This window comes from Alishewanella aestuarii B11 (genome assembly GCF_000280055.1).
Taxonomy (GTDB): Bacteria; Pseudomonadota; Gammaproteobacteria; order Enterobacterales; family Alteromonadaceae; genus Alishewanella; species Alishewanella aestuarii.
Genome location: NZ_ALAB01000033.1, coordinates 24065 through 41072 on the forward strand (window position 1 = coordinate 24065; position 17008 = coordinate 41072).

A 17008-nucleotide genomic window follows, 5' to 3' on the forward strand; every position below is an offset into this window, starting at 1 on the left:
CGAGAATGAGGCCGCGGAATTCTAATGGTCAAGCTTTGACCTGTCAAGTTACAAAGCACACTGCCGGCATTTTAATGCCGGCAGGTGTTGTTCCTTGCTTACTCGTCGTTGCCCGATAAATCCATATTCAGTGCATCGGTCAGTGCCTGTTCGGCCGACTCTGCACTCATTACCGGTTCAACAACATCATTGTTGCCGGCACGCTGACGGGCACGGTTCTGGTGATAAGCAAAACCAGTACCGGCCGGGATCAGACGACCAACAATAACGTTTTCTTTCAGACCACGCAGTTCGTCAACCTTACCGCCGACAGCAGCTTCAGTCAGAACGCGGGTAGTCTCCTGGAACGAAGCCGCAGAAATGAAGGAGTCCGTAGACAGTGACGCCTTAGTAATACCTAACAGTACACGCTCGTACTGCGCAGGCATTTTGCCGGCGGCTTCCAGTTCACGGTTCGCGATATTGACGCGGGCCACTTCAGCCTGTTCGCCTTCCAGGAATTCACTGTCGCCAGGGTGGGTGATCACACACTTACGCAGCATCTGCCGGATAATGGTCTCGATGTGCTTATCGTTGATCTTTACACCTTGCAGACGGTAAACGTCCTGTACTTCGTTCACAATGTAGCTGGCAACATGGTGAATACCACGCAGACGCAGGATGTCATGTGCTGACTCCGGACCTTCTGACAGGACTTCACCTTTCTCAATGCGCTCACCTTCGAACACATTGACCTGACGCCATTTCGGGATCATCTCTTCATGAGCTTCACCCTGGTCCGGTGTAATTACCAGACGGCGTTTGCCTTTGGTTTCTTTACCAAAACCGATAACACCTGAGATCTCAGCCAGAATGGCCGGATCTTTTGGCTTACGCGCTTCGAACAAGTCCGCAACGCGCGGCAGACCACCGGTAATATCCCGTGTCTTCGAGCTTTCCTGAGGAATACGTGCCAGTACAGTACCGGTAACCACGTTATCGCCGTCGGCCACTTCAATAGTGGTGAAGCTTGGCAGACGAATTTCCTGCAGGCCACCATCGTCGGTTGCCAGAATCAGCTTCGGCTCTTTGGCGTTCGCTTTGGCCAGGTCTTTCACTACCGTACGGGTTAAGCCGGTCAGCTCATCCATTTGTACTTCAGTGTTGGTATCGTCAACATCACTGAACGAGACCTTAGCGCCGCGCTCAACGATAATTGGGTGTGAGTGCGGATCCCAGTTCGCCACGATCTGGCCTGCTGTGATCTTAGCGTTATCGTCTGTCGTCAGGATCGAACCGTACGGCAGTTTATAGCGCTCTTTTTCACGACCTAATTCATCGAATACGGTGACTTCAGCTGAACGCGAAGTGATAACAATCTTGTTATCGGCATTGCGGACGAACTTGGCGTTGTGGAGCTTCAGGGTACCGGCGTTCTTCACCTGGACACTGTTTTCAGCTGATGCCCGTGATGCCGCACCACCGATGTGGAAAGTCCGCATCGTTAACTGGGTACCAGGTTCACCGATTGACTGCGCCGCGATAACACCTACCGCCTCACCTGGGTTAATCAGGTGACCGCGCGCCAGATCCCGGCCGTAACACTTGGCGCAAACACCAAAGTCGGTTTGACAGGTAATAACAGAGCGTACGTGCACTTCGTCGATTGAGTTTTTCTCAATCAGATCACACAGCTGCTCATCAAGCATGGTGCCATCTGTCACCAGCACTTCGCCAGTGGTTGGCGCGATGATATCACCAATCACTACCCGGCCCAGTACCCGCTCACGCAGACCTTCTACCACGTCACCACCTTCAATCAGCGGCTTCATGATAATGCCCTGCTCAGAACCACAGTCGTGCTCTGTTACGACTAAGTCTTGTGCCACATCGACCAGACGACGCGTCAGATAACCTGAGTTCGCTGTTTTCAGTGCGGTATCAGCCAGACCCTTACGGGCACCGTGCGTAGAAATAAAGTACTGTAATACGTTCAGACCTTCGCGGAAGTTCGCCGTAATCGGCGTTTCGATGATCGAACCATCCGGCTTAGCCATCAGGCCCCGCATCGCTGCCAGCTGACGGATCTGCGCCGGTGAACCCCGGGCGCCAGAGTCGGCCATCATATACACCGAGTTAAACGACTGCTGCTGTACAGTATTACCGTCCCGATCAACCACGTTCTCTTTCGACAGGTTATCCATCATCGCCTTAGACAAGGCTTCGTTGGCTGTTGACCAGATATCGATAACTTTGTTGTACTTTTCACCAGCGGTAACCAGACCCTGTTGGAACTGGTCCTGGATCTCTTCTACTTCTTTCTCAGCTGCGTCGATAATTTCAGTCTTCGCCGCTGGGATCACCATATCATCGATACCAACCGACACACCCGATAACATCGCGTAGTGGAAACCGGTATACATAATCTGGTCTGCCAAAATAACGGTTTGTTTCAGACCGATACGGCGGTAAGCACCGTTTAACAGGCGGGAAATCTGCTTTTTACCCATCGCCTGGTTCACCGCATCAAAGCTTAAACCTTCCGGCAGGATCGAATACAGAATGGCCCGGCCAACAGTGGTGTCTTTAACTGCCGTCTCAGAGGTCTTAGTGCCATCTTCATGGATGGTCACTTCGGTCATCCGCACTTTGACTTTGGCGTGTAAGCTGGCAACACCGGCACGGAACGCTTTCTCGGCCTCTTTCGGGCTCTTGAACAGCATGCCCTCGCCTTTCGCGTTTATCGCTTCGCGGGTCATATAGTACAGACCCAGAACAACGTCTTGCGATGGTACGATAATTGGCTCACCGTTTGCTGGCGACAGTACGTTGTTGGTCGACATCATTAACGCACGGGCTTCTAACTGTGCTTCCAGCGTTAACGGTACGTGTACCGCCATCTGGTCACCGTCGAAGTCAGCGTTATAGGCCGCACACACCAGAGGGTGCAGCTGAATCGCTTTACCTTCGATCAGTACCGGCTCAAATGCCTGAATACCCAGACGGTGCAGTGTTGGTGCCCGGTTCAGCAGTACCGGATGTTCACGGATGACTTCGTCCAGTACGTCCCATACTGCGCCTTCTTCGCGCTCTACCATTTTCTTGGCGGCTTTGATCGTCGTCGCTAAACCACGGGCTTCCAGCTTGCCATAGATAAACGGCTTGAACAGTTCCAGTGCCATTTTCTTCGGCAGACCACACTGGTGTAAACGCAGCGTAGGACCTACGGTAATTACCGAACGGCCTGAGTAGTCTACACGCTTACCCAACAGGTTCTGACGGAAACGACCCTGTTTACCTTTGATCATGTCCGCCAGTGACTTCAGTGGACGCTTGTTGCTACCGGTGATCGCTCGGCCGCGACGACCGTTATCTAACAGCGCATCAACAGCTTCCTGTAACATCCGCTTTTCGTTACGTACGATAATGTCCGGCGCAGACAGATCTAACAGACGCTTCAAACGGTTGTTACGGTTAATGACGCGGCGGTATAAATCGTTCAGATCTGAGGTCGCGAAACGACCACCGTCCAACGGTACTAACGGACGCAAATCCGGCGGTAACACTGGCAGGACAGTCATAATCATCCACTCTGGCTTGTTACCAGAGGTATGGAAGGCCTCCATCAGTTTCAGACGCTTGCTGATTTTCTTCCGCTTGGTTTCTGAGTTAATGGTTGGCAACTCTTCGCGCATTTGCTTGATTTCAGTCGCCAGATCAATGCCTTTTAATAAGTCCAGAATCGCTTCTGCACCCATCTTGGCTTCGAACTCATCGCCATGCTCTTCCAGCACGTCCAGATATTCTTCTTCGGTCAGCATCTGACGACGCTCCAGCGACGTCATACCTGGCTCGGTAACCACGTAGCTTTCGAAGTACAGTACGCGCTCGATATCACGCAGCGTCATATCCAGTAATAAACCGATACGGCTTGGCAGTGACTTCAGGAACCAGATATGGGCGGTCGGGCTGGCCAGCTCGATATGACCCATGCGCTCACGACGGACTTTGGTCAGGGTGACTTCAACGCCACACTTTTCACAAATTACACCGCGGTGCTTTAAGCGCTTGTACTTACCACACAGACACTCATAGTCTTTTACCGGCCCGAAGATCCGGGCACAGAATAAACCGTCACGCTCGGGTTTAAAGGTACGGTAGTTGATCGTCTCTGGCTTTTTCACTTCGCCGAATGACCATGAACGAATCATGTCCGGCGAGGATAAACCGATACGGATAACATCAAACTCGTCAGTTTTAGTTTGCTGTTTCAGAAACTTTAATAAGTCTTTCACCTTTGCTCTCCTGTAAGAGGTAAACCGGAATGGGGCAGTTCACTGCCCCGCCAACACAAGGTCGGTTTATTCCTCTTCCAATTCGATATTAATACCGAGCGAACGGATTTCTTTCATCAATACGTTGAAAGATTCTGGCATGCCAGGCTCCATTCTGTGGTCGCCGTCAACGATGTTCTTATACATCTTGGTACGACCGTTGACGTCGTCAGACTTAACGGTAAGCATTTCTTGTAAAGTGTATGCCGCACCGTAAGCTTCCAGCGCCCACACTTCCATCTCACCGAAGCGCTGACCACCGAACTGCGCCTTACCACCCAGCGGCTGCTGAGTAACCAGACTGTACGAACCGGTAGAACGGGCGTGCATCTTATCGTCAACCAAGTGGTTCAGCTTCAGCATATACATGTAACCAACCGTGACTTTCCGCTCGAAAGTATTACCGGTACGGCCATCATACAGCGTGATCTGACCGCTTGACGGCAGGTCACCCAGCTCCAGCAGTTGTTTGATTTCTGACTCTTTGGCACCATCAAACACCGGCGTTGCTACAGGTAAGCCTTTACGCAGGTTCTCGGCTAAACGGCGTACTTCATCGTCGCTGAAGCTCTCGATATCCACGTTCTGACGTGATTCACCCAGCGCATACACCTTCTTCAGGAAGTCACGGATTTCCGCCGTTTCTTTCTGCTCTTTGATCATGGCGTCGATCTTGTCGCCGATACCACGGGCCGCTAAGCCTAAGTGCGTTTCCAGGATCTGACCGATGTTCATCCGCGATGGTACACCCAGTGGGTTCAGTACGATATCAACCGGCTGACCTTTCTCGTCATATGGCATATCTTCCACAGGGACGATAGTCGAGATCACACCCTTGTTACCGTGACGACCGGCCATCTTATCGCCTGGCTGAATACGACGTTTCACCGCCAGATACACCTTAACGATCTTCAGCACGCCAGGTGCTAAGTCATCGCCCTGTACAATCTTACGGCGCTTGGCTTCAAACTTCTTGTCATACTCGATACGAATTTCTTCGTACTGGGCAGCCAGCTGTTCAAGGTCGTTTTGCTTATCTTCATCCGACAGGCTTAAGTTAAACAGCGCGTCGCCTTTTAAGCCATCGATCTTGCTACGCTCAAAACCGCTTTGCTCCAGCAGGTTACGGGCACGGCTGAAGATACCGGCTTCCAGGATACGGAATTCTTCATTCAGGTCTTTCTTAGCCTGTTTGATTTCCATTTCCTCGATTTCACGGGCGCGCTTATCCTTCTCAACGCCGTCACGGGTAAATACCTGTACGTCAATAACAGTACCCGTTACTGAGTTTGGTACCCGCAGTGAGGTGTCTTTTACATCAGAGGCTTTCTCACCAAAGATGGCGCGTAACAGCTTCTCTTCCGGTGTTAACTGGCTCTCACCCTTAGGTGTGACCTTACCAACCAGAATATCGCCACCCTTCACTTCCGCACCGATATAAACGATACCGGCTTCATCCAACTTCGACAGGGCAGACTCACCCACGTTTGGAATATCGGCAGTGATTTCTTCAGGCCCAAGCTTGGTATCACGAGCGATACAGCTTAATTCCTGAATGTGGATGGTGGTTAAGCGATCTTCTTGCACTAAACGCTCAGATAACAAAATCGAGTCTTCGAAGTTGTAACCGTTCCACGGCATGAATGCCACGCGTAAGTTCTGACCTAAGGCAAGTTCACCTAAGTCGGTAGAAGGACCGTCAGCCAACACATCGCCACGCTCAATTGGCTCACCGTGGTTAACGCAAGGACGTTGGTTAATACAGGTGTTCTGGTTCGAACGGGTGTATTTGGTCAGGTTGTAGATATCGATACCGGCTTCGCCTGGTACCATTTCATCTTCATTTACCTTGATCACGATACGGCTGGCGTCAACATAGTCAACAGTACCACCACGTTTCGCCACTACGGTAACACCTGAGTCTTTCGCTACCACGCGCTCAATACCGGTACCGACTAACGGCTTATCAGCGCGCAGTGTTGGTACCGCCTGACGTTGCATGTTCGAGCCCATCAGTGCCCGGTTAGCGTCATCGTGTTCCAGGAACGGGATCAAAGCAGCGGCAACAGATACGATCTGCTGTGGTGCAACGTCCATATACTGAACGTCCGATGATGGCATCAGCGTAAATTCGTTTTTAAAGCGGCAAGGTACTAAGCCTTCAACGATACGGTTGTTCTCGTCTAACTCAGCGTTGGCCTGAGCGATCACAAAGTTACCTTCTTCAATCGCCGACAGGAAATCTACTTCGTCAGTCACCACGCCATTTTCAATCCGGCGGTATGGCGTTTCCAGGAAGCCATATTCGTTAGTCTGAGCGAAGATCGATAACGAGTTAATCAGACCGATATTCGGACCTTCAGGTGTTTCGATAGGACAAACCCGACCATAGTGCGTTGGGTGTACGTCACGAACTTCGAAACCGGCGCGCTCACGGGTTAAACCGCCTGGGCCAAGGGCAGAAATACGGCGCTTGTGCGTCACTTCTGACAGCGGGTTGTTCTGATCCATAAACTGTGACAGTTGGCTGGAACCGAAGAACTCTTTCACCGCAGCAGAGATTGGCTTGGCGTTGATCAGATCCTGTGGCATTACTGCGTCTAAATCGCCTAACGACAGACGTTCTTTCACAGCACGCTCAACACGTACTAAACCAACGCGGAACTGGTTTTCAGCCATTTCACCGACTGAACGGATGCGGCGGTTACCCAAGTGGTCGATATCATCCACTTCGCCTTTACCGTTACGGATGTCGATCAGGACTTTCATTACCGCCAGAATATCTTCTTTGCTGAGTACGCCAGTACCTACGCCCTCTTCGAAGTTAACCCGACGGTTAAACTTCATCCGGCCTACTGTAGACAAGTCGTAACGATCTTCAGAGAAGAACAGATTTTCAAATAAGGTTTCAGCAGCTTCGCGCGTTGGCGGTTCACCCGGGCGCATCATACGGTAGATTTCTACCAGCGCTTCCATCCGGTTGCTGCTTGGATCGATCCGTAAAGTTTCAGAGATATAGGCACCCTGATCCAGATCGTTAATATAAAGGGTTTCAAAACTGTCGTAGCCGGCTTTGCTTAGTTTTGCTAACAGCTCCAGTGTGAGCTCTGCGTTCGCCTCGGCAATAATCTCTCCGGTTGAACGGTCAGCGTAATTTTTCGCCAGCACCCGACCTACCACATATTCATGTGGTACTTCCATCATCGTTAAGCCAGTTTTCTCTAACTGACGGACGTGACGGGCAGTAATACGACGGCCTTGTTCTACGATCACTTCGCCATCGTTATCTTTAATATCAAAAGCTGCTGTTTCACCGCGCAGACGGCTTGGTACTACTTCCATCAGAATCTTGCCGTCTTTGATATCAAAGCGGGTATTCTCAAAGAAAGTAGCCAGAATTTCTTCGGTGCTGAATTCTAAAGCACGCAACAAAATGGTCGCAGGTAATTTACGGCGACGGTCAATCCGCACAAACAGACTGTCTTTGGCGTCGAATTCAAAATCTAACCAGGAACCACGGTATGGAATGACCCGAGCGTTATACAGTACTTTGCCTGAGGAGTGAGTTTTACCACGGTCATGGTCAAAGAATACACCTGGACTGCGGTGCAGCTGAGAAACAATTACCCGCTCAGTACCATTGATAACAAAGGTACCGTTCTCGGTCATTAATGGGATTTCACCCATATAGACTTCCTGCTCACGGATGTCTTTGATGGTGCCTGGTGCTTCTTTATCGAATAACACCATGCGCAGCTTCACCCGTAACGGCGCTGAGTAGGTCACACCTCGGATCTGACATTCTTTGACGTCAAACACGGGTTCCCCAATGCGGTAGCTTACGTACTGTAATTCGGCGCTGCCTGAATAACTTTTGATTGGAAATACAGAGCGGAATGCGGCTTCCAAACCGTATTCACCTTCCGGATCTGGCTCGATAAATTTGCTGAATGATTCGATCTGAATCGACAACAGGTATGGCACATCCAATACTTCCGGACGTTTGCCGAAGTCCTTACGGATACGTTTCTTCTCAGAATAAGAGTAAGTCATGGGGTTCCTCAGCTTGCTGATTTTTTTCCCAACCACTTTTCGGTGGTTTTAGTTACCAGACACGATAACTAGAGGGGTGGGGAAATCATTGTCCCACAGCGCAAAAAGGCCGGTGATTAATTCATCACCAGCCCGGCCTGAAATTCAGGCAGCTAATCTGGTTTGCACCAGATTATTTAACTTCAACAGATGCACCAGCTTCTTCAAGTTCTTTCTTGAGGGCTTCAGCTTCTGCTTTAGAGATACCTTCTTTGATTGGCGCTGGAGCGCTTTCAACCAGGTCTTTAGCTTCTTTCAGACCTAAACCGGTAGCACCGCGAACTGCTTTGATAACAGCTACTTTGTTAGCGCCGGCACCAGCCAGAACTACGGTGAACTCAGTTTGCTCTTCAACAGCAGCAGCTGGGCCAGCAGCAACAGCTACGGCAGCGGCGGCAGAAACACCAAACTTCTCTTCCATTGCAGATACTAATTCAACAACTTCCATTACAGACATTGCTGCGATTGCATCTAAGATTTGCTCTTTAGTCACTGACATTGCTCAGATTCCTAAATTGTGGGCCTTGGCCCGATTAAACTTTATCAAACCAAACGTAAAATTACGCGGCTTGCTCTTGTTTTTGGTCGCGAACCGCGGCAATTGTACGTACAAGTTTGCCGGCTGCTGCTTCTTTCATAGTGCTCATTAAACGTGCGATAGCTTCGTCGTAAGTTGGTAACGAGGCTAACAGTTCAACGTTCACTGTGGCGCCATTAAAAGCTGCACCTTTCAGCTCGAAGTTTTTGTTTTCTTTCGCGAAATCTTTGAAGATCCGCGCTGCAGCACCTGGGTGCTCCTTAGAAAACGCAACTAAAGTCGGGCCTACGAATACATCTTTCAGACACTCAAACTCGGTGCCTTCTACTGCACGGCGAGCTAAGGTGTTACGGACAACTTTTACCCATACACCTGCTTCACGCGCTTGCTTACGCAGCGCAGTGATTTTGCCTACAGTGACACCACGAGCGTCTGCGACTACCGCAGATAAAGCACCTTTGGCAGCTTCCTGGACTTCAGCAACAATTGCTTTTTTGTCATCAAGCTTAATAGCCATTGGCTCTTAACTCCTGGTTCATCCGAACATAATGTTCGGTTGCCTACACATCGCTGACGGTTGCCAGCGCGCGATTTACGGTGAGACCAGAAGAATATAATTCGTTCTGGGGCCTACACCGTCTGCGTAGGTTGGTTTATTAAGTTACGGCTATCGAAACAGCGTAACACCTACGGTCTTGGACGGAAGCGATTAATTGCCTAAACAACAACCGCTTCTACCCGAAAAAAGAGGGCGAGATTATAAATTAACCTGCCCTTAGCTGTAAAGCGCTTAAACAGCAGCGCTTAACGAAGCCTGGCTCAGGGTTAAACCTGCACCGTGTGTAGAAGAAATAGTCACTTTCTTGATATACACACCTTTAGCTACTGAAGGCTTAGCACGCTTCAGCGCAACCAGTAAGGCTTCTAAGTTTTCTTTCAGCTTGTCAGCGTCGAAATCCAGCTTACCGATGGTTGAATGGATGATACCATTCTTGTCGTTACGGTAACGTACCTGACCTGCTTTAGCGTTCTTAACTGCTTCAGCAACGTTAGGAGTAACAGTGCCGGTCTTCGGGTTAGGCATCAGGCCGCGAGGACCTAAGATCTGACCCAGCATACCAACAACGCGCATCGCATCTGGAGAAGCGATAACAACGTCAAAATCCATAACGCCTTTCTTAACTTGTTCAGCTAAGTCTTCCATACCAACGATGTCTGCACCGGCTGCTTTAGCCGCTTCTGCGTTAGCACCCTGGGTGAACACAGCAACACGAACAGTACGGCCAGTACCGTGCGGCAGTACAGTAGCACCACGTACGTTCTGGTCAGATTTACGGGCATCGATACCCAGGTTAACTGCTACGTCAACGCTTTCTACGAACTTGCCAGCTGATAATTCTTTTAACAGCGCAACAGCTTCGTTGATCTCATATTCGCGAGTTGAATCAACTTTAGAACGGATTAACTTAGCGCGTTTAGTTAATTTAGCCATCTATTAGCCCTCCACCACTAAGCCCATTGAACGTGCAGTACCTTCGATAGTACGCACGGCAGCAGCGTGATCCGCAGCTGTTAAGTCTGGTTGTTTTACTTTCACGATCTCGTCGATCTGAGCAGCAGTAACTTTACCAACTTTCTGGGTGTTTGGACGGCTTGAACCACCTTTCAGACCAGCAGCTTTCAGTAATAAGAAAGACGCTGGTGGAGTGCGGGTTTCAAATGTGAATGAACGGTCGCTATATACTGTGATAACAACTGGAATAGGCATGCCTTTTTCCAGGCTCTCTGTACGGGCGTTGAAGCCTTTACAGAATTCCATGATGTTAACACCGTGCTGACCTAACGCCGGACCAACTGGTGGCGACGGGTTTGCCATACCGGCTTTTACCTGCAGTTTAATAAGTGCAGTGACTTTCTTTGCCATGTTTCACCTCTGTTAGTGGGTCTTTGCCTTGTAAGTGCGAGGACACTTACTCAAACGGCTTCCCTTACGATAAAAAGGGCGCAGATTATATTTTAATCTGCGCCCCGTTACAAGCTTATTATTAAGCCTTCTCGACTTGACCGAACTCTAATTCTACTGGTGTCGCGCGACCGAAAATTAACACCGACACTTTTACGCGGCTCTTTTCGTAGTCAACTTCCTCTACCACACCATTAAAGTCAGCAAACGGACCTTCAGTTACCCGCACCACTTCACCGGCTTCGAACAATGTTTTCGGCTTCGGTTTATCGGCATTGTCTTGCAGGCGATTCAGGATAGTCATGGCTTCTTTTTCTGAAATAGGTGCCGGACGATCTGAAGTACCACCAATAAAACCTAATACCCGCGGCACACTTTTCACTAAGTGCCAGGCCTCTTCACACATTTCCATTTGCACCAGCACGTAGCCAGGGAAGAATTTACGCTCTGACTTACGCTTTTGACCGGCGCGCATTTCAATCACTTCTTCGGTGGGTACTAATACCTCACCGAATTTATCTTCCATTTGATGGATCTTGATATGTTCGCGCAGCGAGGTGGCAACCTTTTGCTCAAACCCAGAGAACGCCTGAACGACATACCAACGCATTTTTCCTGCCATGACTTAAATCCCCAGTCCGGTAAAGAATGAGACGACGCGCAATAAAATGGCATCCAGTCCCCATAGAATTAGACCCATAATAATGGTCGCAACAATCACCACTAATGTCGTTTGCATCGTTTCCTGGCGGGTTGGCCATACTACTTTGCGAACTTCAGTACGGGATTCTTTGGCGAAATTCAGGAAAATTTTACCTTTGGTGGTTTGCGCGGCAATAAAACCGGCAGCAGCGACTAGCACCACTATTGCAATGGCCCGTTCTAAGGTCGACAACTCATAAATATAGTTACCAACTACGATCAGAGACAGGATAACGACAACTAACAGCCACTTGACCAGGTCTAATCCGCTTTTTGGTGTTTCGCTTACTGCGCTCATGCTTCCACTCACTTAATTAAACTTAATTATGTTATTCACAAACTTAACATAATAGCCCCGGCTTACTGCCGGGCGCGAAATTTGGCAGGGGCAGAGGGATTCGAACCCCCAACCATCGGTTTTGGAGACCGCTGTTCTACCAATTGGAACTATGCCCCTGTAAAGTTACCAACGACTCGCAACACTGTCGTTAAATAGCCGCTCATTATACTGTCTCAGCAGACTAAAACAAGCTTGGCTTGCACCCTGAATGGTGTTTCGATGGCGAAATAGTGACAAAAAAGGCCCCTTACGGAGCCTTCTTTGTACAACAGTATGACTTAGGCGATGATCTTAGATACTACGCCTGCACCTACTGTACGACCACCTTCACGGATTGCGAAGCGTAAACCTTCGTCCATCGCGATTGGGCAGATCAGTTCTACGGTGAACTTCAGGTTGTCACCTGGCATTACCATCTCTACGCCTTCTGGCAGCTCTACCGCACCTGTTACGTCAGTGGTACGGAAGTAGAACTGTGGACGGTAGCCTTTGAAGAATGGCGTGTGACGACCACCTTCTTCTTTTGACAGTACGTACACTTCGCCTTCGAACTTAGTGTGTGGCTTGATTGAACCTGGCTTCGCCAGTACCTGACCACGCTCTACGTCTTCACGCTTGGTGCCACGTAACAGCGCACCAATGTTCTCACCCGCACGACCTTCGTCCAGCAGCTTACGGAACATCTCTACACCTGTACAGGTAGTAGCAACAGTGTCTTTGATACCTACGATTTCTACTGTCTCACCAACTTTGATGATACCTTGCTCTACACGGCCTGTTACTACTGTACCACGGCCCGCGATTGAGAATACGTCTTCGATTGGCATGATGAACGGCTTATCAATAGCACGCTCTGGCTCTGGGATATAAGTATCCAGTGCTTCGCCCAGCTCCAGGATTTTCTTTTCCCACTCGGCATCGCCTTCCAGACCTTTTAACGCTGAACCGCGGATTACTGGCAGGTCATCACCTGGGAAGTCGTAGTCTGACAGCAGCTCACGCACTTCCATCTCTACCAGCTCTAACAGCTCTTCGTCATCTACCATGTCACACTTGTTCATGAACACGATGATGTACGGTACGCCTACCTGACGTGATAACAGGATGTGCTCACGCGTTTGTGGCATTGGGCCGTCTGTCGCCGCTACTACCAGAATAGCGCCGTCCATCTGGGCTGCACCAGTGATCATGTTCTTAACGTAGTCAGCGTGACCTGGACAGTCAACGTGTGCATAGTGACGCGTTGGTGTGTCGTATTCTACGTGTGAAGTATTGATCGTGATACCACGGGCTTTTTCTTCCGGTGCTTTGTCGATTTGATCGAAAGCAAATGCCTGACCGCCGTAGTGCTTAGCTAATACGTTAGTGATAGCAGCTGTCAGTGTAGTTTTACCGTGGTCAACGTGGCCGATTGTACCTACGTTTACGTGCGGTTTTACGCGTTCAAATTTAGCCTTAGCCATAAGTAACCCTTATTAAACAAAACGGCGGTGATTGAAAAATCAGCATTGTAATGCTTACGAGGGAGGCTTGCAAGATGGTGCTGATACCCAGAATCGAACTGGGGACCTCGTCCTTACCAAGGACGCGCTCTACCGCCTGAGCTATATCAGCATTGTGATCTTATTGGAGCGGGCAGCGGGAATCGAACCCGCATCTTCAGCTTGGAAGGCTGAGGTAATAGCCATTATACGATGCCCGCGGCCTTCTCGTAGCTATTCTCCTGACGAAGATGGTGGAGGGGGAAGGATTCGAACCTTCGAAGGCAGTGCCGGCAGATTTACAGTCTGATCCCTTTGGCCACTCGGGAACCCCTCCACTAATGGTGCCGCTTATCCGAGTCGAACGGATGACCTACTGATTACAAGTCAGTTGCTCTACCAACTGAGCTAAAGCGGCACTACGTCAGTGGGTGCGAATTCTAGTGGAATGCGGAAAGTCGCGCAACAGAAAAACACGAAAAAAGCGGATTTTCTTAGCCAAGTGGCTAAATGCTAGCCAAAACAGCTTTTAATTGTCGATGTATTGCGCAATACCCCGAAATAACAAAAAGGGATCAACCAACACTGGCAGATCAGGCAGATAGCTTTTTAACAGTTCGGCATCACCACCAGTGAGCACCAGCTGTTGTGCCGGTGTTGTTTGCCAGCCCAAACGGATTGCACCTATTATTGCTGCCAAAGCGCCGTTTTCGACACCGGCGCTGGTAGAACAGCCCGGGGCGAGGTTTGGCATCAGCTGCTGCGCCTTATGTACCCGCGCGGTTTGAGTTAGTAATGCTTGCTGCTGTAATTGTAATCCGGGCAAGATCCACCCACCCAGATGACGATTTGCCTCCAACCAATCAAAGGTCACAGCAGTTCCGGCGTCGACGATTAACTGACGGTCTGCCGGATAAGAGCGATAAGCACCTAGCATCGCTAACCAGCGGTCAACACCAAGTCGTTGTGGTTCAACATAGCTATTTATCAAGCCAAAGGCACTGGCCTCGGTATGCAATTGCACCGTTGGAAAATTTGCCGCTTGCAGACCCTGTAACAGCTCCGTTGTTTTCTGCTCTGTTGCTACGCTGCTCAGGTAAGCCGCAGTAACAGGTAGTTTAAGCAAGCCAGCAACGGAATCGAATGCCAACTGTTGGAACTGGCCGTTCTGATATAGTGCGGCTTTTAAACGGCTGTTTCCCAGATCCAATAGTAGCTGCATCAGGTTGCTCCTCTTAAACTGAGCTCTCCGCCATAAAACGCCTGTAAGCCTGCGACAGTTTCAAGAAGCAGGGCACCTTGTTGATCCACACCACGACAAATGCCGCTGATCTCTTTGCTACCACTGAGTTTAACTGCTTTACCGGCATAGAGATCAAACTGATTAAAACGCTGCTGAAAGGGTGCAAAGCCCGCAGCGTTAAACAGCTCCAGAGCACCAATTAGATGTTGCTGCAAACGGGCAATTAGCACATTGCGGTCAACCGTTGCTGTGGCGTGAGATTGAAGATCGGTGAATGGTTGGTCGATGCTCTGGTCTGCCAGCTGCGGCAAACGAATATTTAAGCCTATGCCAATGACTAACTCACACACCGCATCCGCTTGCCCTGCCAACTCAACCAGAATGCCGGCAGCCTTTGCCCCGTTGATGTATAAATCATTAGGCCATTTTACTTGCGCTGGCACCTGATAATCTTGCTGCAACAGCTCAGCCAATGCGCAGGCGACGACCAGGCTCAATCCCATTGCAGCGGGGATCCCCTGCTCCAATCGCCAATAGCAACTAAAGTATAGACTGCTACCAAAGGGCGAAAACCATTGCCGCCCACGGCGCCCCCTTCCAGCGGTTTGCGCCTCGGCCACGATCACTTGCCCCGGCTGTAACGGCTTACCGGCCTGGATCAGTGCCAGTAGCTGCGCATTGGTAGAGTCAGTAATATGCTGCACGCGGATCTCCGGAGCATCATTACACTGTAAGCTACGGATCACTGCCGCATCTAATAGCTGCAATGGGCTGGAGAGTGCATAGCCCTTGCCTCTTAGCTTAAAGATATCTAACCCGAGTTGACTTAACTGCTGCAGGTTATTGGCAATTGCAGTACGACTTAAACCAAAACGTTCAGCCAGACGCTGACCTGAGTGAAACTTGCCGTCAGCAAGTAAAGCCAGCAACTGACGTTGTAGCTGTAAGTTAGGCTGGGACATGGTGCTGTCCAGCGCTATTGAGCAATCTGACTTCAGGTTCAAGCTCAATAGCGAAGTGCCGCATCACGGTACTACGAATGGTAGCGATTAAAGCCAGTAAAGGTGCGCTATCAGCCAGGCCATAATTCACAATGACTAGCGGTTGCTTCTGATAACAGCCGACGTTATCAACTACCACGCCTTTGAAACCAGCTTGCTCTATTAGCCAGGCAGCAGGTACCTTGACACCGTCTGCTTGTGGATAGCCTGGCAGTGTTGGATAGCCATGGCGTATAAGTTGAAACTGACGCTCAGTAATAACAGGGTTTTTAAAGAAGCTGCCACAATTGGGCAGCTGCCGGTAATCAGGAAGCTTACTTTGCCGGATCTGGATAACCGTTTCGAAAATCTGCTGCAAACTGGCTGTTTTTGGTAACGCTTTTAAGCCGGGATAATCCAGCACTGGCAAAGGCTGGCGTGATAGCGTCAGGCCAAGGGCCACTATTACGCCGCGGCCCTGTAATTGCTGTTTAAAAATGCTATCACGATAAGCAAACTGGCACTCCGATGCTGGTATCCGTACTACTTCACGGCGCTGCCAGTCGTAGAAATCAACGTAGCTACAGCGATCTGAGAGCTCGACACCATAAGCCCCAATATTCTGTACCGGCGCTGCGCCCACCGAGCCCGGTATTAAAGCCAGGTTTTCCAGGCCCCATAATTGCTGCTCTACCGTCCAACTGACCAGTTGATGCCAGTTATGGCCAGCTTCAACGTGTAACAGAACATGCTCAGTATCGGCGTGTTGGCTTATTCCCTTAGCAAGATAGCGTAACACCGGCTTATGCTGCGTCGCCAAAAAGATAGTATTGGTACCCTCGCCTAATACTGTTGGATAATCCGGTCCGCTAAATTGCATAAGATCCGCGATATCGGCGGCGAGAAATACCTGGTCGAGTTGATAAGGCAGGCGAAAACTTGAGTACTGTTCAGCTGCTTGCTGACGAAGAAGTTGCATAGCAAAACCATGGTTGTGAATTAGCGGCAATTTTAAAGAACCCCCGCCGCAAGCGCAAATTTATTGCGGCTTTGGCAGGAAAGGATTGGTTGCAGATGCCAGATAGTACTGACGATTCTATACAAAAACGCCGGGAGCGTTTTTGGACTGCCGCAGGCAGGCCCGAAGGGCGAAACACAGGACGTGTTTCGCAATGCCACCGCTGTGGCTGGCGTGGGATTCCGCGGTGTACTACTTTGCTCCCCCCCTCCGTGGGGTTCGCCGCTTCGCGGCCAGCTAAAGCTGTCCAAATTCGCTCCCGGCGAATTTGTCGCATGGTATCGCCCTGCTCGAGCAGTACACCGCGTCAGAATCGCAGCCAATAAAAAAGCCCCACT

12 protein-coding genes and 5 tRNA genes are annotated in these 17008 nt (G+C 50.1%); all 17 read right to left on the minus strand.

Translation table 11 applies throughout. The features are described from left to right. Positions 1-98: 98 nt before the first annotated feature. The 17 genes from rpoC to murB all read right to left on the minus strand — a co-directional run bounded on the left by rpoC (position 99) and on the right by murB (position 16631). Positions 99-4274 (minus strand): DNA-directed RNA polymerase subunit beta', encoded by a 4176-nt coding sequence (gene rpoC, locus AEST_RS13030; protein ID WP_008609605.1) that lies wholly within the window; start codon positions 4272-4274, stop codon positions 99-101. 66 nt (positions 4275-4340) lie between these two features. Next, positions 4341-8366 (minus strand): DNA-directed RNA polymerase subunit beta, encoded by a 4026-nt coding sequence (gene rpoB / locus AEST_RS13035; protein WP_008609606.1) that lies wholly within the window; start codon positions 8364-8366, stop codon positions 4341-4343. A 172-nt stretch (positions 8367-8538) separates the two neighbouring features. Then, positions 8539-8904 (minus strand): 50S ribosomal protein L7/L12, encoded by a 366-nt coding sequence (rplL, locus tag AEST_RS13040; protein ID WP_008609607.1) that lies wholly within the window; start codon positions 8902-8904, stop codon positions 8539-8541. A 61-nt stretch (positions 8905-8965) separates the two neighbouring features. After that, on the minus strand, positions 8966-9460 hold the full coding sequence (rplJ, locus tag AEST_RS13045; protein WP_008609608.1) for a 50S ribosomal protein L10: 495 nt from the start codon (positions 9458-9460) through the stop codon (positions 8966-8968). 273 nt (positions 9461-9733) lie between these two features. Continuing rightward, positions 9734-10435 (minus strand): 50S ribosomal protein L1, encoded by a 702-nt coding sequence (gene rplA / locus AEST_RS13050; RefSeq protein ID WP_008609609.1) that lies wholly within the window; start codon positions 10433-10435, stop codon positions 9734-9736. 3 nt (positions 10436-10438) lie between these two features. After that, positions 10439-10867 (minus strand): 50S ribosomal protein L11, encoded by a 429-nt coding sequence (rplK, locus tag AEST_RS13055; RefSeq protein WP_008609611.1) that lies wholly within the window; start codon positions 10865-10867, stop codon positions 10439-10441. 121 nt (positions 10868-10988) lie between these two features. Beyond that, complete coding sequence (gene nusG / locus AEST_RS13060) at positions 10989-11528, minus strand: transcription termination/antitermination protein NusG (protein ID WP_197408409.1); 540 nt, start codon at positions 11526-11528, stop codon at positions 10989-10991. A 3-nt stretch (positions 11529-11531) separates the two neighbouring features. After that, complete coding sequence (gene secE / locus AEST_RS13065) at positions 11532-11906, minus strand: preprotein translocase subunit SecE (protein WP_008609614.1); 375 nt, start codon at positions 11904-11906, stop codon at positions 11532-11534. Positions 11907-11988: 82 nt separating this feature from the next. Then, positions 11989-12065, minus strand: a tRNA-Trp gene (locus AEST_RS13070). Positions 12066-12226: 161 nt separating this feature from the next. Then, positions 12227-13411, minus strand: a complete 1185-nt coding sequence (tuf, locus tag AEST_RS13075) for an elongation factor Tu (protein ID WP_008609615.1) — start codon at positions 13409-13411, stop codon at positions 12227-12229. 75 nt (positions 13412-13486) lie between these two features. Beyond that, positions 13487-13562, minus strand: a tRNA-Thr gene (locus tag AEST_RS13080). Between the two features lie 13 nt (positions 13563-13575). Next, positions 13576-13650, minus strand: a tRNA-Gly gene (locus tag AEST_RS13085). 31 nt (positions 13651-13681) lie between these two features. After that, a tRNA-Tyr gene (locus AEST_RS13090) sits at positions 13682-13766 on the minus strand. A gap of 5 nt (positions 13767-13771) precedes the next feature. Next, positions 13772-13847: transfer RNA gene (locus AEST_RS13095), tRNA-Thr, on the minus strand. 111 nt (positions 13848-13958) lie between these two features. Beyond that, positions 13959-14651 (minus strand): type III pantothenate kinase, encoded by a 693-nt coding sequence (locus AEST_RS13100; protein ID WP_008609616.1) that lies wholly within the window; start codon positions 14649-14651, stop codon positions 13959-13961. Then, complete coding sequence (birA, locus tag AEST_RS13105) at positions 14651-15634, minus strand: bifunctional biotin--[acetyl-CoA-carboxylase] ligase/biotin operon repressor BirA (protein WP_008609617.1); 984 nt, start codon at positions 15632-15634, stop codon at positions 14651-14653. Before birA ends, AEST_RS13100 begins: the two co-directional genes overlap by 1 nt. Next, a complete protein-coding gene (gene murB / locus AEST_RS13110) occupies positions 15621-16631 on the minus strand; it encodes a UDP-N-acetylmuramate dehydrogenase (protein WP_008609618.1) in 1011 nt (336 codons plus the stop codon). Before murB ends, birA begins: the two co-directional genes overlap by 14 nt. Positions 16632-17008: the final 377 nt, after the last annotated feature.